Source organism: Sphingomonas sp. NY01 (genome assembly GCF_038809135.1).
In the GTDB taxonomy this organism is placed as follows: Bacteria; Pseudomonadota; Alphaproteobacteria; order Sphingomonadales; family Sphingomonadaceae; genus Sphingomonas; species Sphingomonas carotinifaciens.
This window is the reverse complement of sequence record NZ_CP101722.1, coordinates 581,713-605,356: the sequence shown is the minus strand read 5'-3', so window position 1 is coordinate 605,356 and position 23,644 is coordinate 581,713. Positions and strand designations below refer to the sequence as shown.

20 protein-coding genes are annotated in these 23,644 nt (G+C 67.1%); 13 read left to right on the top strand and 7 right to left on the bottom strand.

Features of this window, described 5'->3' with window-relative positions; genetic code table 11:
* Window positions 1-5 precede the first annotated feature (5 nt).
* The 12 genes from clpA to NPJ82_RS02930 all read left to right on the top strand — a co-directional run bounded on the left by clpA (window position 6) and on the right by NPJ82_RS02930 (window position 12,047).
* Window positions 6-2,330: an ATP-dependent Clp protease ATP-binding subunit ClpA gene (gene clpA / locus NPJ82_RS02985; RefSeq protein ID WP_112381948.1), complete on the top strand. Its 2,325-nt coding sequence runs from the start codon at window positions 6-8 to the stop codon at window positions 2,328-2,330.
* 141 nt (window positions 2,331-2,471) lie between these two features.
* Window positions 2,472-2,675 (top strand): hypothetical protein, encoded by a 204-nt coding sequence (locus NPJ82_RS02980; RefSeq protein WP_112381947.1) that lies wholly within the window; start codon window positions 2,472-2,474, stop codon window positions 2,673-2,675.
* A 48-nt stretch (window positions 2,676-2,723) separates the two neighbouring features.
* Entirely contained in the window at window positions 2,724-2,963 is a 240-nt protein-coding gene (locus NPJ82_RS02975; protein WP_112381946.1) for an exodeoxyribonuclease VII small subunit, read from the top strand.
* 2 nt (window positions 2,964-2,965) lie between these two features.
* Window positions 2,966-3,865, top strand: a complete 900-nt coding sequence (locus NPJ82_RS02970) for a polyprenyl synthetase family protein (protein ID WP_149682246.1) — start codon at window positions 2,966-2,968, stop codon at window positions 3,863-3,865.
* Between the two features lie 50 nt (window positions 3,866-3,915).
* Window positions 3,916-4,365, top strand: a complete 450-nt coding sequence (gene coaD, locus NPJ82_RS02965) for a pantetheine-phosphate adenylyltransferase (protein ID WP_342658948.1) — start codon at window positions 3,916-3,918, stop codon at window positions 4,363-4,365.
* Window positions 4,366-4,453: 88 nt separating this feature from the next.
* Window positions 4,454-5,179: a peptidylprolyl isomerase gene (locus NPJ82_RS02960; protein WP_342658314.1), complete on the top strand. Its 726-nt coding sequence runs from the start codon at window positions 4,454-4,456 to the stop codon at window positions 5,177-5,179.
* Complete coding sequence (gene queA / locus NPJ82_RS02955; protein ID WP_342658313.1) at window positions 5,176-6,213, top strand: tRNA preQ1(34) S-adenosylmethionine ribosyltransferase-isomerase QueA; 1,038 nt, start codon at window positions 5,176-5,178, stop codon at window positions 6,211-6,213. The genes NPJ82_RS02960 and queA overlap by 4 nt, the downstream gene beginning before the upstream one ends.
* Entirely contained in the window at window positions 6,210-6,746 is a 537-nt protein-coding gene (locus NPJ82_RS02950) for an EF-hand domain-containing protein (RefSeq protein WP_112381941.1), read from the top strand. Before queA ends, NPJ82_RS02950 begins: the two co-directional genes overlap by 4 nt.
* Window positions 6,747-6,751: 5 nt before the next feature.
* The gene (gene tgt / locus NPJ82_RS02945; RefSeq protein ID WP_342658312.1) at window positions 6,752-7,894 is read left to right on the top strand and encodes a tRNA guanosine(34) transglycosylase Tgt; all 1,143 of its coding nucleotides are present in this window, start codon (window positions 6,752-6,754) and stop codon (window positions 7,892-7,894) included.
* Window positions 7,891-8,115, top strand: coding sequence for a hypothetical protein (locus NPJ82_RS02940; RefSeq protein WP_112381940.1), 225 nt, complete (start codon window positions 7,891-7,893; stop codon window positions 8,113-8,115). The genes tgt and NPJ82_RS02940 overlap by 4 nt, the downstream gene beginning before the upstream one ends.
* 7 nt (window positions 8,116-8,122) lie before the next feature.
* Window positions 8,123-10,954: a pitrilysin family protein gene (locus tag NPJ82_RS02935; RefSeq protein WP_342658311.1), complete on the top strand. Its 2,832-nt coding sequence runs from the start codon at window positions 8,123-8,125 to the stop codon at window positions 10,952-10,954.
* Between the two features lie 85 nt (window positions 10,955-11,039).
* The gene (locus NPJ82_RS02930) at window positions 11,040-12,047 is read left to right on the top strand and encodes a cell wall hydrolase (RefSeq protein WP_342658310.1); all 1,008 of its coding nucleotides are present in this window, start codon (window positions 11,040-11,042) and stop codon (window positions 12,045-12,047) included.
* Here the strand turns inward: NPJ82_RS02930 and NPJ82_RS02925 are convergent.
* A complete protein-coding gene (locus NPJ82_RS02925) occupies window positions 11,974-12,297 on the bottom strand; it encodes a hypothetical protein (protein ID WP_112381938.1) in 324 nt (107 codons plus the stop codon). The genes NPJ82_RS02930 and NPJ82_RS02925 overlap by 74 nt on opposite strands.
* A 164-nt stretch (window positions 12,298-12,461) precedes the next feature.
* On the opposite strand from NPJ82_RS02925, the gene NPJ82_RS02920 reads away from it, so the two are divergent.
* Complete coding sequence (locus tag NPJ82_RS02920; RefSeq protein WP_162843979.1) at window positions 12,462-12,620, top strand: hypothetical protein; 159 nt, start codon at window positions 12,462-12,464, stop codon at window positions 12,618-12,620.
* A gap of 831 nt (window positions 12,621-13,451) precedes the next feature.
* On the opposite strand, the gene NPJ82_RS02915 is transcribed toward NPJ82_RS02920, so the two are convergent.
* The 6 genes from NPJ82_RS02915 to NPJ82_RS02890 all read right to left on the bottom strand — a co-directional run bounded on the left by NPJ82_RS02915 (window position 13,452) and on the right by NPJ82_RS02890 (window position 23,386).
* Window positions 13,452-13,841 carry a hypothetical protein gene (locus tag NPJ82_RS02915; RefSeq protein ID WP_342658309.1) on the bottom strand — a complete coding sequence of 130 codons (390 nt, stop codon included), beginning with the start codon at window positions 13,839-13,841 and terminating at the stop codon, window positions 13,452-13,454.
* A gap of 52 nt (window positions 13,842-13,893) precedes the next feature.
* Entirely contained in the window at window positions 13,894-14,367 is a 474-nt protein-coding gene (locus tag NPJ82_RS02910; protein WP_342658308.1) for a hypothetical protein, read from the bottom strand.
* A 95-nt stretch (window positions 14,368-14,462) separates the two neighbouring features.
* Entirely contained in the window at window positions 14,463-14,915 is a 453-nt protein-coding gene (locus tag NPJ82_RS02905) for a DUF3597 domain-containing protein (protein ID WP_342658307.1), read from the bottom strand.
* Between the two features lie 349 nt (window positions 14,916-15,264).
* Entirely contained in the window at window positions 15,265-18,171 is a 2,907-nt protein-coding gene (uvrA, locus tag NPJ82_RS02900; protein ID WP_342658306.1) for an excinuclease ABC subunit UvrA, read from the bottom strand.
* 106 nt (window positions 18,172-18,277) lie between these two features.
* Window positions 18,278-20,110 (bottom strand): methyl-accepting chemotaxis protein, encoded by a 1,833-nt coding sequence (locus tag NPJ82_RS02895; protein WP_342658305.1) that lies wholly within the window; start codon window positions 20,108-20,110, stop codon window positions 18,278-18,280.
* A 165-nt stretch (window positions 20,111-20,275) separates the two neighbouring features.
* A complete protein-coding gene (locus NPJ82_RS02890; RefSeq protein ID WP_342658304.1) occupies window positions 20,276-23,386 on the bottom strand; it encodes a TonB-dependent receptor in 3,111 nt (1,036 codons plus the stop codon).
* Between the last annotated feature and the right edge of the window lie 258 nt (window positions 23,387-23,644).

Below are 23,644 nucleotides of genomic sequence, written 5' to 3'. Positions count from 1 at the left end.
CCCTGATGCCATCTTTCGCCCCCGCTCTTGAAACCACGCTGCACAAGGCCCTGGAGGCCGCATCGTCGCGGCGCCATGAATATGCGACGCTGGAGCATCTGCTGCTCGCGCTGATCGACGACGAACATGCGTCCAAGGTGATGCAGGCGTGCCAGGTGGATCTGGGCGAGCTGAAGGCCACCGTGGCGCATTATCTGGACACCGAGCTGGACGCGCTGAAGGTCGATGCGGCCACCGACCCCTCGCCCACCAGCGGGTTCCAGCGCGTGGTGCAGCGCGCGATCCTGCACGTCCAGTCGTCGGGCCGCGACGAAGTGACCGGCGCCAACGTGCTGGTCGCGCTGTTTTCCGAGCGCGAATCCTATGCGGTCTATTTCCTCCAGCAGCAGGACATGAGCCGGCTGGATGCGGTGAGCTTCATCAGCCACGGCGTCGGCAAGGGCGGTCAGGCGAGCGAGGCGGCCAGCCCCAAGGGCGCGGCCGAAGAGGAAAAGCCCGCCAAGGCGCAGCCCGAAAAGGGCAAGACGGAAAGCGCGCTCAAGCAGTTCACCGTCGACCTCAACGAAAAGGCCAAGAACGGCAAGGTCGATCCGCTGATCGGGCGCGGTCCCGAGGTGGACCGCACCGTGCAGATCCTGTGCCGCCGGTCGAAGAACAATCCGCTCTATGTGGGCGATCCGGGCGTCGGCAAGACCGCGATCGCGGAAGGACTGGCGCGCAAGATCGTCGAGGGCGAGGTGCCCGACGTGCTGAAGCCGGCGGTCATCTACTCGCTCGACATGGGCGCGCTGCTCGCCGGAACGCGCTATCGCGGCGATTTCGAGGAGCGGCTGAAGGCGGTCGTGAACGAACTCGAAAAGATGCCGCATGCCGTGCTGTTCATCGACGAGATCCATACCGTGATCGGCGCTGGCGCCACCAGCGGCGGCGCGATGGATGCGTCCAACCTGCTGAAGCCAGCCTTGTCGGGCGGCACGATCCGCTGCATCGGTTCGACCACCTACAAGGAGTTCCGCAACCACTTCGAGAAGGATCGCGCGCTGCTGCGCCGGTTCCAGAAGATCGACGTGAACGAGCCGACGATCGAGGACACGATCAAGATCCTCGCCGGACTGCGTTCGGCGTTCGAGGAGCATCATTCGGTCAAGTATACGCCCGATGCGATCAAGTCGGCGGTGGAGCTGAGTGCACGCTACATCAACGACCGCAAGCTGCCCGACAAGGCGATTGACGTGATCGACGAGGTGGGCGCGATGCAGATGCTGGTGCCGCCGTCCAAGCGCAAGAAGACGATCACGCCCAAGGAGATCGAGGCGGTGATCGCGACCATGGCGCGCATCCCGCCGAAATCGGTCTCGTCCGACGACCGGCAGGTGCTGGAGACGCTGGATACCGACCTGAAGCGTGTCGTGTTCGGCCAGAACAAGGCGATCGAGAACCTGTCGGCGGCGATCAAGCTGAGCCGGGCGGGCCTGCGCGATCCCGACAAGCCGATCGGCAACTATCTGTTCACCGGCCCCACCGGCGTCGGCAAGACCGAGGTTGCCAAGCAGCTGGCCGCGATCCTGGGCATTCCGCTCCAGCGGTTCGACATGTCCGAATATATGGAGCGCCATTCGGTCAGCCGGCTGATCGGTGCGCCTCCAGGCTATGTGGGCTATGACCAGGGCGGCCTGCTGACCGATGCGGTCGACCAGAATCCGCATTCGGTGCTGTTGCTCGACGAGATCGAGAAGGCGCATCCCGACCTGTTCAACATCCTCCTCCAGGTGATGGACAACGGGAAGCTGACCGATCACCACGGCAAGACGGTCGATTTCCGCAACACCATCCTGATCATGACGACGAATGCCGGCGCGTCCGATATGGCGCGCGAGACGGTGGGCTTCGGCAACCTGACCCGCGAGGGCGAGGACGAGCAGGCGGTGCAGCGGATGTTCACGCCGGAATTCCGCAACCGCCTGGATGCGATCGTGCCCTTCGGATATCTGCCGCCCGAGGTCGTGGCGCGGGTGGTGGACAAGTTCATCCTGCAACTGGAACTGCAACTGGCCGACCGCAGCGTGCACATCAGCCTGGACGATGCCGCCAAGAGCTGGCTGACCGAAAAGGGCTATGACAAGCTCTACGGCGCACGGCCGATGGGCCGCCTGATCCAGGAGAAGATCAAGCAGCCGCTGGCCGAGGAATTGCTGTTCGGCAAGCTGGTGCACGGCGGCGAGGTGACGGTGAAGATGAAGGACGGCGCGCTGTCCTTCGCGATCGAGCCGGCCGCGCCCAAGAAGCAGAAGAAGAAGGGCGGCCGCGCCGAGGCGATCGACGCGAAGTAAAGCCAGCCGCCAGTCGATTCGACAAAGAGGCCCCGGCAGCGCATCCCGCTGCCGGGGCCTTCTTCTTTGCCGCGGTCTAACCCGGCCAAGCAGTTGAATACGCGCCGGAATGGCGATACGCCGGGCGATAGGAGATCGATCATGCGCGAGCGTCGGATCATTGCTGCGGTTATTGCCCTGCTGGTGCTGGGGTTGATCGTGCGACATCCGACCGCCGATATCCGCCTGATCACCCATGATCGCAGCGATCCGGCACCACATCAGATGCAGGCGGCGCTCGATACCGGCCTGATCGGGGTGCGCGTGCTCTATACCTGGACGGTACGGTCGCTGGACGCCCGTTAACTGCCGCTTGCCTTGCCTCCCCTGCCCGGCTGGCCCATAGCAGGCGCCATGGATATTCCGATCGAAGACCTGTCGTTTGAGGACGCGCTGAAGGAGCTGGAGCGGATCGTCGGCCGGCTGGAAAGCGGCGAGGCGAGCCTGGACGAATCGATCCGCCTGTACGAGCGCGGCGACCGGTTGCGCGCGCGCTGCGCCGAGCGGCTGGACGCAGCCCAGGCCCGGATCGAGGCGATCCGGCTGGACGCCGAGGGCAAGCCGACCGCTACCCGTCCCTTCGCGGCAGGCTGAGCATGGCGACCGCCACGGTGATGCTGGGCGACGCGCTCGCCGATGTCGCAGCCGAGATCGATGCGCGCTTCGATGCGCTGCTGGAGGTGCCGGACGATCCGCGCGCGCCGCTGTACCGGGCAATGCGTCACGCCGCGATCGGCGGGGGCAAGCGGCTGCGCCCGTTGCTGGTGTTCGCCACCGCGGCGCTGTTCAACGTCGACAAGGACCGGGCAGCCCGCGTCGCCACCGCGCTGGAGGCGATCCACGTCTATTCCCTGATCCATGACGACCTGCCGGCGATGGACGATGACGACATGCGCCGTGGCAAGCCCACCGTGCACAAGGCGTTCGACGAGGCGACCGCGATCCTGGCAGGGGATTGCCTGCATGCGCTGGCCTTCGAGATATTGGCGGAGCCGGACACGCATCCCGAGCCGCATGTCCGCGCCGAGCTGATCCTGGACCTGGCGCGTGCCTCCGGCCCGTCGGGGATGGCGGGTGGACAGGCGATGGACCTGGAGGCGGAAACCGGCGATTTCGATCTGAACACCGTCACCCGGCTGCAACAGATGAAGACGGGCGCCCTGATCACCGCGGCGGTGGAGGCGGGTGCAATCCTGGGCCGGGTGGGGCCGGAGGGCCGCACCCATTTGCGTGGATATGCGCATGACCTGGGCCTTGCCTTTCAGATCGCCGACGATCTGCTGGACGCCGAGGGCGACGAAACAGTGGCGGGCAAGAAGCTGCGCAAGGACGGCGATGCCGGCAAGGCGACGTTCCTGACCCTGCTGGGCGTGGAGCGGGCGCGGGCGCAGTGCGGGATGCTGGTCGACCAGGCGGTCGAGCATCTGCGCCATTACGGGCCCGAGGCGGATTTGCTGCGCGCGGTTGCCCGCTATGTGGTGGAGCGCGACCATTGACCCGGATCGGCGTCTATCCCGGCACCTTCGATCCGGTCACGCTGGGCCATATGGATATCATCCGGCGCGGCGCGAAGCTGGTCGACCGGCTGGTGATCGGGGTGACCACCAACCCCTCCAAGTCGCCGATGTTCACGCTGGACGAGCGCATGGCGATGGTCCGGCGCGAGGTGGCGGATGTGGGCGGCGAGATCCATGTCGTCGCGTTCGATTCGCTGCTGATGGATTTTGCCGAGCGCGAAGGCGCCCGCGTGATCGTTCGCGGCCTGCGCGCGGTGGCCGATTTCGAGTATGAGTATCAGATGGCCGGCATGAACCAGCAGATCAATCCGCGGGTCGAAACCGTCTTCCTGATGGCCGACGTGGCGCTGCAACCCATCGCCAGCCGGCTGGTCAAGGAAATCGCGCTGTTCGGCGGCGAGATCGGCCGCTTCGTGCCCCCGACCGTGCGCGACGAGGTGGTGGCCCGGGTCGGGCAGATCGGACGCAAGGGTAGCTGAAACCCGACGCCTCCTGCGCGACGTTCAGTTTGGCGCAAGTGCGGATTTGCTCTAGAGCGCCGTGATCCTGATAGCCCTTGGGGAAAAGATGCGCGTTTTCGCCGGTATAGTTGCAGTGGTGGCCAGCTTGTTCGCGGTGCCAGCCGCCGCGCAGGTGCAGGCACCGGTGGCCCCGCGGGCGGCACCGCCGCTGGTCACCGACAAGGAAAATCTATGGCTGCTCGATCTGTCGACCGGCGGCCGGGTGACGATCTGGCTGCGTCCCGATGTCGCGCCCAAGATGGTGGAGCGCATCAAGACGCTGACCCGACAGCATTTCTATGACGGACTGCTGTTCCACCGCGTGATCGACGGCTTCATGGCACAGGGCGGCGATCCCAAGGGCGACGGCACCGGCGGGTCGGAGCTGCCCAACGTCCCGTCCGAATTCAACTATCTGCCGCACGTGCGCGGATCGGTGTCGGCGGCGCGCGCCGATGATCCGAACAGCGCCAACAGCCAGTTCTTTATCGTCTTCCAGCCGCGCCTCGCGCTCGACAAGAAATACACGGTGTTCGGCCGGGTGATCGACGGCATGCAATATGTCGATCCGATCGAGCGGGGCGAGCCGCCGGCGAACCCGTCGCGGATCGTCCACGCCTATATCGCGGCGGACAATCCCCCGCCCTTCCAGCCGCTGCCCGTCGCCGCCCCCGCGGCCGGACTGGGCGCGCCGGTGACGTTGCCGGGGGCCGCGGTCGCCGCGCCCAAGCCGGCTGCCCGGACTCCGGCGCCGGCGCCGGCGGCGCGGAAGGTCGCGCCGAAGCGCCAGTGAACGTCGACCTTTTCGACTTCGCGCTTCCCAACGACCGCATCGCGCTGCACCCCGCCGCCCCGCGCGATGCGGCGCGGATGTTGGTGCTGGATGGCGAGGCGACGCGCGACGCAGAAGTGCGCGACCTGCCCGGATGCCTGCGTGCGGGCGACCTGCTGGTCTTCAACGATACGCGCGTCATCCCGGCGCAACTGGAGGGCCGGCGGGGCGAAGCGCGGATCGGGGCGACGCTGCACAAGCGCGAAGGGCCGCGCCGGTGGCGTGCCTTTATCCGCAATGCCAAGCGTTTGCGCGACGGCGATGTGATCGATTTCGGCGCAGGCGTTGCCGCCACTGCGGGCGAGCGTGGCGAGGATGGCAGCTTCGTGCTGGACTTTGCCGGTGACGAACCGGTCGAGTTGCTGCTGGAGCGTGCCGGCCGCATGCCGCTGCCCCCCTATATCGCGCAGAAGCGCGGGATCGAGGCGCGCGATGCGGACGATTACCAGACGATGTTCGCCAACGAACCCGGCGCGGTGGCGGCACCGACCGCGGCGCTGCACTTCACGCCCGGGCTGATCGAAGCCCTGGAGGCGGCGGGGATCGGCCATGCCACGCTGACCCTGCATGTCGGTGCGGGTACCTTCCTGCCGGTCAAGGCGGACGATACCGCGGATCACCGCATGCATGCGGAATGGGGCCGCATCGACCAGGCGACCGCGGACCGGCTGAACGCGACGCGCGCGGCCGGCGGGCGGATCATCGCGGTCGGCACCACCTCGCTGCGCCTGATCGAGAGCGCCAGCGGCGAGGACCGGATCGTGCGACCGTTCGAGGGCGACACCGCGATCTTCATCACCCCCGGCTACCGGTTCAAGGGGATCGACGGGCTGATGACCAATTTCCACCTGCCCCGGTCGACGCTGTTCATGCTGGTATCCGCGCTGATGGGGCTGGAGCGCATGCAGGCCGCCTATGCGCACGCCATTGCGGCCGGATATCGCTTCTATTCCTATGGCGATGCGTCGCTGTTGCTGCCGGGGGACGGTGCATGATCGGGCTGGTGCTGGCGGTGTTGATGCAGGCGGGCACGCCGGCTGCGCAGGAGGCGGAGATCATCGTGCCCGGCCCCGCCAAGCCGTCCGCACAGACGCCTGCGACGATGGTGCTGGAGCCGGTGGCGATGTTCATCGCGGCATGCGACGAGGATGGCGATGGCCGCACCGACCGGGCCGAACTGTCGGCCTGTGTCGATCGCTCGTTCCGCCTGGTCGATACGGGCGGCACCGGCCGCATGCGCTACCTGATCTTTGCGGATTGGGCGCAGCGTTTCCTGGGCGACCGCAACGCGCTGCCCAGCCCGTTCGAGGTCGATCGCAACAGCGACGACATGGTCGGGCTGGACGAGTTGCAGGCGCATTTCGCCAAGCTGTATTCGCGTTTCCACAAGGATGGCGGCGAGGGCATCAGCCGCGCCGAACTGCTGACCTTCCGGACCGCGCCGATCGATGCGCAAGGGCCGACCCGCCCTGCCGAGCGCGGCCGCAAGCCAAAGGGCGAGACCGGACGGTCCCGCTGGAAAGACTGACCCCGATGACCCGTTTCGCCTTTTCCATCCACGCCACCGACGGGCCCGCGCGCACCGGCGCGATCGCGATGGAGCGCGGCACGATCCGCACCCCCGCCTTCATGCCGGTCGGCACCGCCGCCACCGTCAAGGCGATGAAGCCCGGCGATGTCGCGGCATCGGGCGCGGACATCATCCTGGGCAATACCTATCACCTGATGCTGCGCCCCGGTGCCGAACGCGTCGCCCGGCTGGGCGGGCTGCACGGCTTCATGGGCTGGGACAAGCCGATCCTGACCGATTCGGGCGGCTATCAGGTGATGAGCCTGGCGGAGCTGACCAAGCGGTCGGAGGACGGCGTCGCGTTCAAGAGCCATCTGGACGGCACCCGCCATCTGCTCAGCCCGGAACGCTCGATCGAGATCCAGCGGCTGCTGGGATCGAACATCGTCATGGCGTTCGACGAACTGGTGCCCACCACCTCGACGCGCGAGGTACAGGCCGCCGCGATGGAGCGCTCGATGCGCTGGGCGAAGCGCAGCCGCGATGCGTTCGACGGGGGCGGCGCGCATGCCGAGCATAATGCGATCTTCGGCATCCAGCAGGGCGCGCTGGACGAGGGGCTGCGCAAGGCGTCGGCCGACGCGCTGATCGATATCGGTTTCGACGGGTATGCGGTCGGCGGCCTGGCGGTCGGCGAGGGGCAGGAGGCGATGTTCGGCTGCCTCGATTTCGCGCCGGGGCAGTTGCCGGCGGACAAGCCACGCTATCTGATGGGAGTCGGCAAGCCGACCGACATCGTCGGCGCGGTGGAACGCGGCATCGACATGTTCGACTGCGTGCTGCCGACGCGGTCGGGCCGCACCGGCCAGGCGTTCACGCGGACCGGTCCGCTCAACCTGCGCAATGCCCGGCACGGCGAGGATCAGGGGCCGCTCGATCCGTCCTGCGGCTGTCCGGTTTGCCGAACCTGGAGTCGTGCCTATCTCCATCACCTCGTGCGCGCCGGAGAGATACTGGGCGCCATGTTGATGACGGAACATAATATCTGGTTCTATGAAACGCTTATGGCTGATCTGCGCGCCGCCATCAGCGAAGGACGCTTGAGAGCCTTTGCGAACGCGTTCCGCGCGCGCTACGCCGGCAACCCGACGGGAGAGATGCAATGACCGACCGTACCGACGACGCCCCCAACGAGATCCTTGCCGCCGCCAAGGATGCCAAGGCGCATGCCGCCGCCGCCGCCGAGGCCGTGGCGGAGGCAGCGGAAGACGCCGCCAAGCGCTGGCCGCTCGCCAAGATCGGTCTTGGCGTGGGCATCGGTTCCGCCGCGATCGCCGCGGCTGCGCTCTATGCCGATCGCAGCCGGTCCAAGAAGAAACCCAAGTAAAGGATACATGATGCGCTGCTTGCGTGCCGCCCTGCTGTTGAGCGTTGCCACCCTGCCCGCCACGCTTTCCGCGCAGGAGCAGCCCCAGCCGCCGGCCGCAAGCGCGCGCATCCCGTCCATTCCCTTTACCGAGCGCACGCTGGCCAATGGCCTGCGCGTCTATGCCATTCGCGACACGACCACGCCCAACGTAGCGGTGCAGGTGTGGTATGACGTCGGCGGGCGCGACGATCCACGCGGGCGCTCGGGCTTCGCGCACCTGTTCGAACATCTGATGTTCAAGGCGACGCGCAACCTGGTGCCGGAACAGATGGACCGGCTGACCGAGGATGTCGGCGGCTACAACAACGCCTCGACCGGCGACGACTATACCAATTATTTCGAGGTAATCCCCGCCAACCATCTGCAGCGGCTGTTGTTCGCGGAGGCGGACCGCATGGCATCGCTGGTGGTGGAGCCGACCAGCTTCGCCTCGGAACGCGACGTGGTGAAGGAGGAATATCGCCAGGGCTTCGCACGGCCCTATGGCAAGCTGTTCCAGACCTATCTGCCCGAGATCAGCTATTCGGTGCACCCCTATGCGCGCGGGGTGATCGGCGACGTGGCGAATCTCGATTCGGCGACGATCGACGACGTGCGCGCCTTTCACGCCACCTATTACCGGCCCGACAATGCGATCCTGGTGGTGGCAGGCAATTTCGATCCCGCGCAACTGAACGGCTGGGTCGACCAGTATTTCGCGCCGATCAAGCGCCCGGCCGGCGAGATCCCGCGCGTCACCGTGACCGAACCGCCGCGGGAGCACCCCGTCAGCCGCACGGTGTACGAGGCCAACACCCCCCTGCCCGCGGTCCTGCTGAGCTGGCAATTGCCGCCCGATCGCGATGCGGACGTGCCCGCGCTCCAGGTGCTGGACGCGATCATGGCGACGGGCGAGAATTCGCGGCTCTATCGCAGCCTCGTCTACCGCGACGAACTGGCGCAGAGCGCGCAGACCTCGTTCGACACGCGGGCGGGCACGGGCACTTACGCGGTGTTCGCGATCATGGCAGGCGGCAAGGACGCCGCGGCCGGCGAGGCGGCGCTGCGCCGCGAGGTGGCCCGCTTCCGTGACGAAGCCGTCACGCCGGCCGAACTGGCCGAGGCCAAGAACGAGATCCTGACCGCCGCGATCAAGCGACGCGAGACGGCGGAGGGCAAGGCGTTCCTGCTGGCGCAGAACGTCATCATCAACGACGATCCCACCGCCAGCGACAGGCAACTGGCCGCGGTGCAGCGCGTCACCGCCGCGGACATCCAGCGGGTCGCGCGCAAATATCTGGCCGACAACCAGTCGGCCGTGCTGCGCTATCTGCCGGAGCAGACGGGCAAGACGGGCGATACGGTGACGGTCGCGCCCACCGTCGTCACCCGCCCGCTGACCGCACCCGCCGACATCGCCATCGTCACGCCGGCACCCGCCGGACAGCGCATCCTGCCGCCGCCGCCTGCCGCGCCGGTGAAGCCGGTGCTGCCGCAGGTGGCCGAAACGCGGCTGACCAATGGCCTGCGCGTCATCACCGTGGAGCGGCACGACCTGCCGCTGGTCACCGCCTCGCTGGTGGCGGTCGGTGGCGCCGCGACCGATCCGGCCGGCAAGGCGGGGGCGAGCAGCCTGTCGGCCGGGCTGATGACGATGGGCACCACCACCCGGTCCGCCGTCGAGATCGCGCGCGCGGTGGAAAGCCTGGGCGGATCGATCGGCAGCGATACCAGCCGCGACGGGGCCTCGGTCGACCTGACCGTCACCTCCGACCAGCTTGCGCCCGCGATGACCATCCTGGCCGATGTCGCCACGCACCCTGCCTTCGCCGCCGAGGAGATCGAGCGGGCACGCACGCAGACGATCGACGGCGTCGCGGTCGCGATGAAGAACCCGGCGCAACTGTCGGGCCTGGTCGCCAGCCGCGTCGTGTTCGGCAACCAACCATATGGCACCCCGCTGGAGGGTACCCCGACCTCGTTGAAGACGCTGACCCAGGCGGACCTGAAGGCGGCGTACCAGCGGACATGGCAGCCCGGTCAGGCCGCACTGGTGCTGGTCGGCGACATCACACCGGCCGCCGCCCGGACGCTGGCCGAGCGGTACCTGGGCACGTGGCAGGGCAAGGGCACTGCGGCCGCGGTGCCGGGCGACCGGGCGGCCTTCCCCGCGCCGCGCGTGGTGGTGGTCGACATGCCCGATGCCGGACAGGCCGGCGTCGTTGTCGCGCGGCCCGGCATCGCGCGTGACGATGCCCGCTATTACCCCCTCGCCGTCGCCAACACCGTGCTGGGCGGCGGGTTTTCTTCTCGGTTGAATCAGGAGGTGCGGATCAAGCGGGGGCTGGCGTACGGGGCGAGCAGCGGGCTTCAGGCGGGGCGCAGGCCCGGGCTGGTCGCGGCGCGCACCCAGACCAAGAATCCGTCGGCCGCAGAGGTGGTTACGCTGATTTCCGCGGAGATGGAAAAGCTGGGCAAGGCGCCCGTGCCCCAGGCCGAACTCGCCACGCGGCAGGCGGTGCTGGTCGGCAATTTCGGGCGCACGGTGGAGACGACGGACGGTATCGCCGGCCTGTTGGGCGACTATGTCGTCCAGTCCGTACCCCTGGACGAGTTGCAGCGCTACACCGCCAAGGTGGAGGGCGTGGATCCGGCGGCGGTGCAGGCCGCCGCCGCCGCGCTGCTCGATCCCAAGGCGGCGAGCATCGTCGTGGTGGGTGACGCCAGGCAGTTCCTGCCGGCGCTGAAGGCACGTTACCCCCAGGTGGAGGTGGTGCCGGCCGCGGCGGTCAATCTGGACAGCGCCAGCCTGAAATGAGGTAAATTGGTGACCTTTTACCGGTAGCACTGCGCCGATGGGTCGCAGCACACCGTACACGGTCTCCAGGGCCACCCTGCGCCGAATGCTGGCGGGTTGGCTGGTGCTGGTCGGCCTGCTGCTGCTGGTCGCGCTGGGACTGGCGCTGCGCCCGCCGGCGGCGGCGGTGCCCCGGGTGGCGGTCCAGCGGTCCGTGGAGGAGGCTGCGGCGCCCACCCCACCGGCGCCCGGCCGGGCCACCGGGACGGCCGACCTGCCGCCCCTGCCCGCCGGCGTGATCGACCGTGGCGATGCCGGCGTGACGCCCGCCCCGCCGTTTCGCTGGGGGGCGGCGAGCGCCGTCGACCGCGCCCGCGCTCTGCAATGCCTGACCGCGGCGATCTATTACGAAGCGGGCGGCGAGAGCGACGCCGGAGAGCGCGCGGTGGCGCAGGTGGTGCTGAACCGCGTGCGGCATCCGGCCTTTCCGGCCAGCGTGTGCGGCGTGGTCTATCAGGGATCGGCGCAGGCGGGGTGCCAGTTCAGCTTCGCCTGCGACGGGGCGCTGGGCCGGGCACCGTCGGCGAGCGGCTGGGCGCGTGCGACGCGGGCCGCGGCGGGGGCGCTGGCCGGCGGCGTGTTCGCCGGCGTCGGGCTGGCCACCCATTATCACACCTATGCGGTCAGCCCGTCCTGGGCACGGTCACTGGTGATGACGGATGTGGTGGGCGCGCATTTCTTCCATCGGTGGAAGGGATATTGGGGCACGGCGGCCGCCTTTACGCAGCGTTATGCAGGCGGGGAGCCGATGCCGGGTGGCCCGGCGCCGGGCGGCGGGGCGCCGGGCGAGGCGGAGGTCGCCCCGGCGGTGCCGGTCGAGATACCGCCGCTGCCCGGTGCGACCCCCGTCGCGACAGCGGAGGCACCCGCCGGGCCACGCGGTGCGGCGGCTCCTGCCCCGCCGCCGGCCGGTGACCGGTTGCCCGCCTCCGGGCAGATCCTCGACCGGTGGCGGGATGTCGGCCAGCCGCTGCCGCGCTTTACCAGCGGCGCTGCTGGCGATCCTGCTTCTGGAAGCGGACCCGCTGCGACAGCACGTCGTAGCGACGATTGAGATCGGTCCGCTCGGCGCGGGTCAGGCCACCGCCGCTGCGGCGATACCGCTGTTCCAGCCGATCGAGATCGCGGAACTGAACGCGCAGGCGATCCGCCTCGCGACGGTTCAGCGTGCCGGCGCGAATGCCCTGATCGATGCGCCGCTCCAGATTGGCCTGGCGTGCGTTGATCGGCTCCCAACGCTGGGCCTGTGCGGCGGCGGGGAGCAGCGCGGCGAACCCGAGGGTGGCGGCGATGATGGCTTTCATGGGTCTACTCCTTGGTTACGCGGCCATGTGATCTTGGCCTGATGACCATATGGGCGCCGTTCGTCGCAGACCTGTCCCGACTTTCCCGCAAAAGTGTCGCAGGCTGTGGCAGTCGTGGAGACTTCGTTCAGCTTGGCGGTTGAAGGTCCAGGAGGAGCCAGATCATGGACGATGACGCGATCAAGCCGACGACCGAGACGGAGCGGCCCAACCTGTCGACCGAGCATCAGCAGGACGGCGACGCACGGCGGCCGAGCGACACGCTGGACCGCGGGCAGCCGCAGGCGGACGAGACGGTGCCACGCAAATCCTCGCTGACGTGAGGGGCGGCATCCCGGCACCTTGAAGCATCATGCTCGAACCCTGACCCGACATCCGCTTGGCCTTGAGCGACGTTGAAGGCTGTGCGCACGTGACTGTGCTTCGACTTCGCTCAGCACGAACGGATCAGGTTGAAGGCCTGATGCTATAGCGCATGAAAGTGTCCCATATCCGACGCTAGAGCGGTTTCCGACCGATCTGCGCCATCGTGACGGAGCCGATTTTGGTTCAGGGCAAGAAGCGAGGAGCGGAGCGATGCCGGGGCATCGTGACCGACGAGCGACGTGGCCCTGGGCCAAAAATCGGCCCGCCCCGAAGGGGTTGCATCAGGAAGGCCGCTGGACGTCGTCGCGACGCTCGCAGGGGCAGACCAGCCCCTGCTTCGCGCCGCTCCTAGCCAGCAGCCTTCCTGATGCAATCACGATGACGCAGATCGGTCGGAAACCGCTCTAGCTACAGGCAGGACGCTTGGCGTTGCGGCAGGGCGGCGGCACGGCCCGTTCGTGTCGGATAGCGCAGACGGAGCGTGTCGAGTTTGCGCCGCACGCGGCGGCATGTCTCTCGATACATCGTCTCGACACGCGGCTTTGCCGCTACTCGACGATTACTCGAGACGAACGGGGAGGTTAGGGTCGAATTCGATCAGACGTGGTCGTCCTCGTCCTTTGCCGCCTGCCGCGTCTTCTCCCTCTCTCACCGGGAGCATCGAGTGAACAGTGCCCCGCACTGTGCAGGTCATACCGGGGGCATGACCGACCCGATGCTGGAGGGAGCGGCGCAGCCGCGGAAGGGTGAGGGTGAGCGGGGTGGATCGGATTGGCCGCAGCTTGCTCTTAGATGGTCGCGTGTTCGCGGCGGGGGGAGGTCTTGCCCGTCTGCGCATCCAGCCCGCGGGCGGTGAGCAGGTCAACCAGCGTGATGCCGAGAACAAGGCCGAGCGCGCCCCAGACGGCGCCGTTGCGCGGATTTGAACGCGCAGCAAGACCGAGCGCGCCGATGTCTAGCGCGTCGCCGGCGACACGGCCCCAAACATTGGTCGCGGCCGCCGGGGCGGTGAGCAGTGCGGCACCCGCGGCCAGCTCGCGCAGGCCGAAATTGCGCACCAGTGTTTCATGGCCTTCGCTGTCCAGCGCGCTGGTGATGCGCTTTGGTGCCAGCGTTTCGGCCAGGCCGAGTGCCACGGAGAACAGGCCGAGGCCGAAGCTGATCGTCTTGTAGTTCATGGGAACATCCTCTCCTTGGCGGGGCCGCGGTGTCGCGACCCCTGCCCGGCCGTCAGGCGGCGCCGGCGCCTTCCGAAAAGCCGCTGCCGCGATCGGCGACCAGCGTCGGGGCCGGACCGGTGGCGGGGCGCAACGCCTCCTTTTCCTGCTCCGTCGGGGTCGCGGTGGGATCGGGGCGGAAGGCCGCGACCGCGCGATCGGTGTTGCCGGGGTGGCGGTCGCCCATCAGGTCGGTGGGGACGTGTTCGGCGGCCGGATTGGGCGTCTGGTTATGGAAATGCTTTTCCGCCTCGGCCTGGCCGCTGGGCAGATTGGCATCGAGCGCGGTGCGCGGATCGCGGTCACCGCCGAGCGGTGCGGCAGTGCCGCCGGTGGCGCTGCTCGCCGTGTCGGTGTCGCGCTTGGCGGCCGGCTGGATGGGGGGCAGTTCGGGCACAAAGCGGGTGCCGACGACCCAGGCAATGGCCGCCACCGCAAAGCCGCCGAGACCAAGGCCGGCCGAGCGACCCAAGGTTTTGTTTGGCATGGATTTTTCCTTCCGTAACAGCCCCACGAACGGGCCGTCGGGGGATGAAGTTCCGGCGGCACCCCGCCCCTTTCGGGCGAGGCGCCCGGCGGCGATCAGTCCTTCAGGCTGGCCGGCACACGGCCACCCGACTTTTCCAGCTCACGCATCACGGCCTTGTGCAGCCAGATGTTCATTTCGGCCGAGCCGTCCTTGGCACCGCTATAGCCGAGTTCGGTGGCCAGTTCCTTGCGGTTGTCGAGGCTGGAATCGAGATCGAGCAGCTTCATCAGGTCGACGATCGACGTCCGCCAGTTGAGGTTCGGATTGCCCTTGGACTGGGCGATGCCGGTCAGCACCTGCTCTACATCGACCGCCTGCGCGGGAGCGGCGGCGGCGGGTGTGGCGGAGGCGGCGGGGCTCGACGGTGCCTGGGGCGGCGGCGGGCTGGCGGGATGCGACTCCGCGGCCGTGGTTTGCGGCGGGGTGGTCTTGCGCCCGCTGAACTGGCCGCCAAGGGGGCCGTGTTCGCCGAAAATGGCGGTCTTGATCTTGCCGAAGATGCTCAATTCTTCCTCCACGGTGATGGCTTGCGGGTGGAAGAACGCGGGTGGGAGGGGTTTGATGCATCGACATGGCGGGATTGGCTGGCGGCCGGCACGGGTCGTCGTGGGGGGACGATGGGTCGAGGCGCACTTGCCCTCTCCCCCGCGGGGAGAGGGAGGGGACCCGCGGCGTAGCCGTGGGGAGGGTGAGGGGTTGCCAGGCAGCGCTACACTGCTGGTCTGCCCCTCACCCTTCCCACTGCCTAGCGGCAGCGGGCCCCTTCCAGCATCAGGTCGTCCATGCCCCCGGCATGGACTAAACAGCGCGGGGCGCTGTTTACCTGATGCTCCCGGAGGGGAGAGGGATTAGATGTTACTCGGCGGCTTGGGCCTGCGTGCCCTTGTCGAGCAACGGCTTCAGATATTTGCCGGTGTAGCTGCGGGGCTCCGCAGCGACGGTTTCGGGGGTGCCGGCGGCGACGATCTCACCGCCCTTGACGCCGCCTTCCGGTCCCAGGTCGACGATCCAGTCGGCGGTTTTGATCACATCCAGATTATGTTCGATCACCACCACGGTGTTGCCCTGTTCGACCAGCGCGTGGAGCACCTCCAGCAGTTTGCGGACATCCTCGAAATGCAGGCCGGTGGTGGGCTCGTCGAGGATGTAGAGCGTGTTGCCGGTGGCGCGGCGGGCGAGTTCCTTGGCGAGCTTCACGCGCTGCGCCTCGCCGCCCGACAACGTCGTCGCCTGCTGGCCGACCTTGACATAGCCCAGGCCCACCTCGACCAGCATCGCCATCTTGTCGCGGATCGGCGGCACGTTGACGAAGAAGGCGGCGGCATCCTCGACGTTCATGTCGAGCACGTCGGCGATCGACTTGCCCTTGAACTTCACCTCCAGCGTCTCGCGATTGTAGCGCGCGCCGTGGCACACGTCGCAGGTGACATAGACGTCGGGGAGGAAGTGCATCTCGATCTTCAGCACGCCGTCGCCCTGGCACGCCTCGCACCGCCCGCCCTTTACGTTGAAGGAGAAGCGGCCGGGCTTGTAACCGCGCGCCTGCGATTCCGGGAGCCCCGCGAACCAGTCGCGGATCTGGGTGAAGGCGCCGGTATAGGTCGCCGGGTTCGATCGCGGGGTGCGGCCGATCGGCGACTGGTCGATGTCGATGACCTTGTCGAGATGCTGAAGCCCGGTGATCTTGTCGTGCTTGCCCTGCAGGATGCGCGCGCCGTTCAACTGGCGTGCGGCGGCGGCATATAACGTGTCGATGGTGAAGCTCGACTTGCCCGAACCCGACACGCCGGTGATGCAGGTAAAGGTGCCGAGCGGGATCGACGCGGTGACGCCGGTCAGGTTGTTGGCGGTGGCATTGTGCACGGTCAGCTGCTTGCCCGAGCCCTTGCGCCGCTTGGGCGGGACGACGACCTCGCGCGTGCCGTTGAGGTAGTCGGCGGTGATCGAAGTTTTCGACTTGAGCAGCTGCTTCAACGTGCCGTGCGCGACGATCTCGCCGCCATGGACGCCGGCGCCCGGCCCCATGTCGATGACGTAGTCGGCGGTGCGGATCGCATCCTCGTCATGCTCGACGACCAGCACGGTGTTGCCGAGGTCGCGCAGGCGGCGGAGCGTGGCGAGCAGCATGTCGTTGTCACGCTGGTGCAGGCCGATCGAGGGCTCGTCGAGCACGTAGAGGACGCCGGACAGCCCGGAGCCGATCTGCGAGGCAAGGCGGATGCGCTGGCTCTCACCGCCCGACAGCGTACCCGAGGTACGGTCGAGGTTCAGGTAATCGAGGCCGACATTGTTGAGAAAGCCGAGCCGCTCGACGATCTCCTTCAGGATGCGTTCGGCGATCGCGCGCTGCTGGTCCGACAGGTGGTTCGGCATGTCGGTGAAGAAGGCGAGCGCATCGACCACCGACAGGCGGGTGCCGTGTGCGATGTCCCTGCCGGCGATCTTCACCGCCAGCGCCTCGGGCTTGAGGCGGGCGCCGTGGCAGGTGTCGCAAGGCTTGGAGGACTGGTATTTGGACAGTTCCTCGCGCATCCAGGCGCTCTCGGTCTGGAGCATGCGGCGGTTGAGGTTGCCGATCACGCCCTCGAACGGCTTCTTCACGTCATAGGACTTCTTGCCGTCGACAAAGGTCAGCGTGACCGCCTTGCCCTTGGTGCCGTGCAGGATGATGGACTGGACCTTGGGGTCGAGATCCTTCCAGGCGGTGTCGAGCGCGAAGCCGAACTCGCGCGCGAGGCTGCCCAATACCTGCATATAATAGGGGCTGGGTGGATTGGACTTGGCCCAGGGCACGACCGCGCCCTTCTTGATCGACAGGTCGTGATTGGGGACGACGAGATCCTCGTCGAAGAGCAGCGTCTCGCCCAGGCCGTCGCAGGCCGGGCACGCGCCCTGTGGCGCGTTGAACGAGAAGAGGCGCGGCTCGATCTCGGAAATGGTGAAGCCCGAGACGGGGCATGCAAAGCGTTCGGAAAAGACGATGCGGCCCGGCGGCGCATGGTCGCCGAGGACCGCGGACTTGGGCGTGGTCGGCTCGACCGGATCGGCCGGGTCGACATAGGCGAGGCCGTCGGCCAGCTTCAGCGCGGTCTCGAAACTGTCGGCAAGGCGCGTGGCAAGGTCGCCGCGCACGACGAGGCGGTCGACCACCACCTCGATGTCGTGCTTGAACTTCTTGTCGAGCGCGGGGGCTTCCTCGATGTCGTAAAGCTCGCCGTCGATGCGCACGCGGGTGAAGCCCGCCTTCTGCCACTCGGCCAGCTCCTTGCGATACTCGCCCTTGCGGCCGCGCACGACGGGGGCGAGGAGGTAGAGGCGCGTCCCCTCCGGCAGCGCCATCACCCGGTCGACCATCTGGCTGACCTGCTGCGCGGCGATCGGCTCGCCGGTGGCGGGCGAATAGGGAATGCCGACGCGCGCCCAGAGCAGGCGCATGTAATCGTAGATCTCGGTGACGGTCGCCACCGTCGAGCGCGGATTGCGGCTGGTCGTCTTCTGCTCGATCGAGATGGCGGGCGACAGGCCCTCGATATGATCGACGTCGGGCTTCTGCATCAGCTCCAGGAACTGGCGCGCATAGGCCGACAGCGACTCGACATAGCGGCGCTGCCCCTCGGCATAGATGGTGTCGAAGGCGAGGCTGGACTTGCCCGAGCCCGACAGGCCGGTGATGACCGTCAGCGTGTCGCGGGGGATGTCGATATCGACATCCTTGAGGTTATGCTCGCGCGCGCCGCGCACCGAAATCTTGGTCAGGGACATGAGGCGAGTTCTACTTCCGTTCCGCTCGGGAGGCCAGAGCCGGAAGATAGGAAGCGATCACCTGCGTTACGAGGGTGGCGGATGGGCCACCCTCGTCATCCCCATCCTAAAACGCGCTCCAGTCGTCGTCGTCGAGCTTCAGGGCGGCGTTGCCCTGTACGCGCGCCGGGCGGGCGGTGCGTGGTGACGGCATCTTCGCGACCGGCGCTGGGGCACGCGGGGCGACGGGCGCCGGGGCGTCCTGGTCGTCCACGCGGAAGCGGTGGACCTGTTGTTCGAGCATGCCGGTCTCGTCGGTCAGGGCGCGGACGGCGGCGGTCACCTCCTCGACCATCGCCGCATTCGCCTGCGTCGCGGTGTCCATCTCGCCGATCGCCAGGTTCACCTGCTGGATGCTGGCCGCCTGCTCCCCCGCGCTGCCCGCAATGGCGGTGACGAAGGTCGCGATCTCGTTGATGCCGGTGGTGATCGCACGCAGCGACTGGTCCGTCTGCTGCGCCAGGTCGACGCCGCTGCGCACGCGCTGCACGGTGGCGGTGATGCGCGCGTTGATGTCGCGCGCCGCTTCTGCCGAGCGTTCGGCCAGCGCGCGCACCTCGGACGCGACAACGGCGAAGCCCTTACCCGCCTCGCCGGCGCGTGCCGCCTCGACCCCGGCGTTGAGCGCGAGGAGGTTGGTCTGGAAGGACAATCCGTCGATCAGCGCGATGATCTCGGCGATTTCGTTGGACGAGCGTTCGATGTCGCCGATCGCGGCGACGGTGCGGCGCACGATCTCCTCGCTGGTGTTCACGTCGCGGCTCGCCTTGTGCACGATCGTCTCGGCGGCGCGCGCCTGATCGGCGGTCTGGCGGACGGCACCGGCGATCTCGTTGATCGCGGCCGAGCTTTCCTCCAGGCTGGCCGCCTGTTGTTCGGCGCGGCGCGCGAGGTCGTCGGTGGCGGCATGCATTTCGGCGGTGCTGGCGGCGATGCCGCTGGTGTTGCCGCGCACACCCGCCAAAGCTGCGGACAAGCGCGAGACGGCGGTGTTGAAGTCGCGTTCCAGCGAGGCATAGGATGCCGGAAAGTCCTGAAGCCGGGCACGCAGATCGGATTCGGCGAGTTGCGCCAGCGCGGCGCCGACCTGATCGACCACCATCTGCTGCTCGGCATCGGCGCGCGCCTTGGCGACCGCGGCATCGCGGAACACCACCACCGAGCGCGACATCACGCCGATCTCGTCCCCGCGCGCCTCGTCGGCGACGGTGACGCCGTGATTGCCGCGCGCCAGCGTGTCCATGACGCCGGTCAGCCGCACGATCGGCCGCGCCAGCGAGCGGGCAAGCAGGACCGACAGGGTGATCGCCGCCCCCAGCAGGGCAAGGCCGCCCAGAACCAGCGCCCAGCGCCCGGTGCTGATCGCGGCATCGCGCATGTCACGCGCCGCCACCATATGCTCGGCCTGGTCGGCGCGCAGCGCGCGGAGTGGCGCCAGGACGGGGAGCATCGTCACGGTCTTGCTGGACGCACGCAGCACCTCCTGCGCAGCGGCCGGATCGGTACGCGCCTGCGCGATCAGCGGCTCGCCGATCTGCTGGCGCCAGTCGGCGATCTTGGCGGCCGAACTGGCCACCTGACGCGCCTGTTCGGGTTGCTGCTTCAGCATCGCCTGCAGCTTGTCGGCGGACGCGATGCCATCCTCGCGCGCTTCGCGATATTGCTTCAGATAATTCTCGTCGCGCGTGATGAGAAAGCCGCGCACTTGGCTGTTCTGGCGCAGGATGGCGATCTCCATCGCCAGCGCCTCGGTAAAGATGTCCTGTGCCAGAACGCTGCGGTGGCTGGTCGACTCGATCCTGGCGAAGGCGCCCCACAGCACCGCCATCATGACAAGCACGCCCAACACGACGAGCGCAAAGGCTCCGCCGATCTTCTTGGATATTGGCAGAGAATTCACGTCGTATCGCCCCCGAAAACTTTTGTGTGCCAAGGGTGAACTGGATCAGGATCCATCAAGGGCGAGTTAACGCGCGGAGCGGCGGCGGCCGCAAAAAAGGGCCCGCCGGCACATGCCGACAGGCCCCTTCTCATTCCCAATACCGCGATCGGTGCGTGAACGACGTCAGAAGTTCATCGTCGCGCCGATGACGATCTGGCGACCCAGCGCGTCATAACGCTGCGGCAGCGTGTTGTTGAAGGTCAACGCGGCCTGACGCGAGTTCTGGATGATCGGCGGATCGCGATCGAATACGTTGTTCGCAGCAAGGCGCAGCGCGAACTGCCGCGACACGTTGAACGCCATGGATACGTCGAAGAAGTCCTGCGCACCGATGCGGAAATAGGTGGTGCGCCGGCGTGCCGCGGTGCCGCCGATCGTCGGATCGCCCGAATTGTCCGCGCTGGTGAGCGGCCCGGTGTGGCGCCAGTTGAACGAGATGTTGAACACCGAATCGGGCGTCGTGTAGGTGGTGCGCATCGTGTGCGACCATTTCGGGATCAACTGACCGCAAGCGACGCCGTTCGAGAAATAGCCGGCGCAGTTATATTGTGGACGCAACGGCGAATCCTGAGCACCAGCGAGCGTGGTCAGCGAGCCGTTGAAGTTCAGGTCGATGCGTCCCGCCTGCTGCATGCGCAAGGTGTACTGGCCCTGGAAGTCCCAGCCATTGCCCAGCGTCCTGTACAGATTGGTCGTGCCCTCGCGGAAGAAGCCCGACGTGGGGTTGGTACCCGGGGCATTGTACAGGATGCCGGTCACCGGATCACGTACGACGCCGCGGCAGAAGAACGGATCGCCGTTCGACGCCACGCACCCTTCGGCGAAATAGCTCGCTTCCTGATACCCCAGCGAACCGTTGAGGCGGATCTGGTAGCGATCGACCGAGAAGAACAGGCCCGGAATGAAGCTGGGCTGGAGTACCAGTCCATAGGTCAGCGTGTAGGCGGTTTCCGGGTCGGCGGTCCAGCCGCCCGATCGCGCGGTGCATGTATTGTCCGGGCAGATCAGGGTTTCGCTGCCATACAGCGCGTCGGACAGGCCGGTCGCGCGACAGACCTCGCGCGAGGCGATCGGTGCGCCGCGCGTGCCGTTGGCATTGACGGTCGGGGCGCAGAAGTCCGTCACGGCCAAGGTGCGGTACGTCTGCTGCGTCGCCTGCCGGATCTCGATCACGGTCGGGGCGCGCTGCGCCTTGTTGTAGGATGCGCGGAAGGTGATGTCGCGGACCGGGGCGTAGAGCCCCTCCACCTTCCAGGTGGTGAAGACCGAGGGGTTGGTGCTGTACTTCGACACGCGGAAGCCGCCATTCGCCTGCAACAGATGCGCGAAGCGCCGGTCCTGCATCAACGGTGCCTGGATCTCGATGTTCGATTCCCAGACATGCTGGCGAAGATCGGCTTCGTTGTTCCCATATTGCACACGGTATGCCTCGTTCGCACCGGAGAAGAACCGGTCCTCGCGATATTCCGCACCCAGCGCGATCGCGAGGCCGTCTTCCGCCCAGGGCGAGGTGATGCCGTATTTGCCAAGGTCGCCGGTGACGGTGGAGATGACGTTGTACAGTTCGCCGCCACTGTTGACGGCGCCGTCGGTAGCCCCGCCGAACATATAGTTGATCGCCGCGGTATCGTTGAAGCCAGCGCGGAAGGCATCAAAGGGAAGACAGGCGCGATCGGTGCCCGTCACCACCGAACGGCAGGTCGGAGTGCCGTTCACGTTCACCACGTCCAGTGCGCGGTTGACGCGAACCGGGTCCGAGAACCGGGCGTAGGCCGTATCCATGCGGTTGAACGCATAGACACCGCCGATGTCATACGTCCACGCCTCGCCAACATTGCCGCGCACGCCGCCGGTGGCCCGAATACCCTTGTTGGTGAAGGTATTGGTCTGAAGCGGCTGACCATCGAAACGATAGCGCACGTCCAGCGGCGCGAACGTCCCCGCCCGCCCGGCATTGGTGCCGCACAGGGTATTCGCCTGGCTGCCCGACAGGAACGGATTGTCGCAGTTCACCTGATAGGGCGTCGAGCCGAAGACCGTGGAACTGTAGACCCGCAGCGGCGACCCGTTGCGCGATTCGTTGCGGAACCAGAGCGCGTCGGCGTAGACCTCCACCTCCGGCGCGATCTTGAAGTTGAAGAAGGCGCCGCCGGTGAAGCTCTCCGACTCGCGCTGGAGCGGCGTGAACTCATAGGGGTTGGCCGCATTGCCGCGCCCCGGCCCAAAGGCGACAAAGGTGCGCGAACCGTTCGGGTTGTTGACGAACGACTGCCCCGCGGTCGGGCCGCCGCGCGGCAGGATGAAGCCGCTGGACGAATAGCTCGACAGCGGCGTGCAGGCCACGGGACCGTTGCGAACGGTTTCCTGGATGTAGCAGGGCGAATAGGAACGGTCGGAATAGTTGACCTGATCCGCGGTGCGATAGTTGAAGAAGGTCGAGACGCGCAGACGATCGTCCAGCATCTTCTTGCCCGCGGTGATGGTGATGTCGGCGCGGCCGCCATCGTTGGTCAGGCCAAGTGGCGTCGCGAAGCCGTTGGTACGTGCCAGCGGCGTGACAAATGTTTCGCGATTATTATGGTTGTAGAAGTTGTAGTTGCCATCGATGCGCAGCCCGTCGAAATCCTTGCGCAGGATGAAGTTGATGACGCCCGAAACCGCGTCGGAGCCGTACACCGACGAGGCACCGCCCGACAACACGTCGATCCGCTCCAGCAACGAAGCGGGAATGATGTTCGTATCCTGTCCGTTCTGCGTGCCGAGTCGCTTGCCGTCGAGCAGCACCAGCGTACGCTCGAAGCCCAGGTTGCGCAGCTTGAGGCGCTGGCGGCCGTCCGAGTCCTGGTAGTTCTGCTGGCTGTCCGGCGCGATCTGCGGCAGGCGGTTCAGCACCTCCTCAACGTTCAGCGGACCCTGTGCCTGGATATCCTGTGCGGTGACCGAGGTGATCGGTGAGGCGGAGCTGGTGTTCGGCCGGGCGATGCGCGTGCCGGTGACGATCAGCACGCCGTCGTCGGTCGCGGTGGCCTGTCCGCGGATCGCGGCGGCGCGGGTGTCGGCCGCTTCGGCGGCGAGCGATCCCTGTGCGCTGCCCCCCTGATCGGCATCATCACCGTCTGCGTCGTCGTTGGAGGTCTGTGTGGACGGGCTGGTCGTCTGCGCACCCCAGGCGGGTACGGCGAACATCATCAACGCGCTGGCCAGCGCAAGCGATGATACCGATTGCTTGAGCATGTCTTCCCCTGTTTTACCGGCAGTGCTTTGTGCTGCGGCTTGGGCAAGATGTCCGGGATATTACGGCACCTCGTCAATACCGATGTAATACATGTGCAGCAGTGGACTTGTCCTATTCAGGAAATGCTGACAATCTTTCAAAAGATCACATCACAACAAATTGATTATCAGTCATATTTTGCATTTTTGCCGACCGGCCGTGCAAAATGTCTTGGCAGGATAATTCCTGCCTTTTCAACGAACGACAACGATCACGAC

Bases quoted from the DNA above. Each gene is read 5' to 3' on its own strand.
- NPJ82_RS02890 (WP_342658304.1), bottom strand. From the start codon at position 23,386: ATGCTCAAGCAATCGGTATCATCGCTTGCGCTGGCCAGCGCGTTGATG.
- NPJ82_RS02980 (WP_112381947.1), top strand. From the start codon at position 2,472: ATGCGCGAGCGTCGGATCATTGCTGCGGTTATTGCCCTGCTGGTGCTG.
- NPJ82_RS02970 (WP_149682246.1), top strand. From the start codon at position 2,966: ATGGCGACCGCCACGGTGATGCTGGGCGACGCGCTCGCCGATGTCGCA.
- NPJ82_RS02925 (WP_112381938.1), bottom strand. From the start codon at position 12,297: ATGAAAGCCATCATCGCCGCCACCCTCGGGTTCGCCGCGCTGCTCCCC.
- NPJ82_RS02935 (WP_342658311.1), top strand. From the start codon at position 8,123: ATGATGCGCTGCTTGCGTGCCGCCCTGCTGTTGAGCGTTGCCACCCTG.
- coaD (WP_342658948.1), top strand. From the start codon at position 3,916: ATGGATATCATCCGGCGCGGCGCGAAGCTGGTCGACCGGCTGGTGATC.
- NPJ82_RS02940 (WP_112381940.1), top strand. From the start codon at position 7,891: ATGACCGACCGTACCGACGACGCCCCCAACGAGATCCTTGCCGCCGCC.
- NPJ82_RS02960 (WP_342658314.1), top strand. From the start codon at position 4,454: ATGCGCGTTTTCGCCGGTATAGTTGCAGTGGTGGCCAGCTTGTTCGCG.
- NPJ82_RS02950 (WP_112381941.1), top strand. From the start codon at position 6,210: ATGATCGGGCTGGTGCTGGCGGTGTTGATGCAGGCGGGCACGCCGGCT.
- clpA (WP_112381948.1), top strand. From the start codon at position 6: ATGCCATCTTTCGCCCCCGCTCTTGAAACCACGCTGCACAAGGCCCTG.
- tgt (WP_342658312.1), top strand. From the start codon at position 6,752: ATGACCCGTTTCGCCTTTTCCATCCACGCCACCGACGGGCCCGCGCGC.
- NPJ82_RS02915 (WP_342658309.1), bottom strand. From the start codon at position 13,841: ATGAACTACAAGACGATCAGCTTCGGCCTCGGCCTGTTCTCCGTGGCA.
- NPJ82_RS02975 (WP_112381946.1), top strand. From the start codon at position 2,724: ATGGATATTCCGATCGAAGACCTGTCGTTTGAGGACGCGCTGAAGGAG.
- NPJ82_RS02910 (WP_342658308.1), bottom strand. From the start codon at position 14,367: ATGCCAAACAAAACCTTGGGTCGCTCGGCCGGCCTTGGTCTCGGCGGC.
- NPJ82_RS02920 (WP_162843979.1), top strand. From the start codon at position 12,462: ATGGACGATGACGCGATCAAGCCGACGACCGAGACGGAGCGGCCCAAC.
- NPJ82_RS02930 (WP_342658310.1), top strand. From the start codon at position 11,040: ATGCTGGCGGGTTGGCTGGTGCTGGTCGGCCTGCTGCTGCTGGTCGCG.
- uvrA (WP_342658306.1), bottom strand. From the start codon at position 18,171: ATGTCCCTGACCAAGATTTCGGTGCGCGGCGCGCGCGAGCATAACCTC.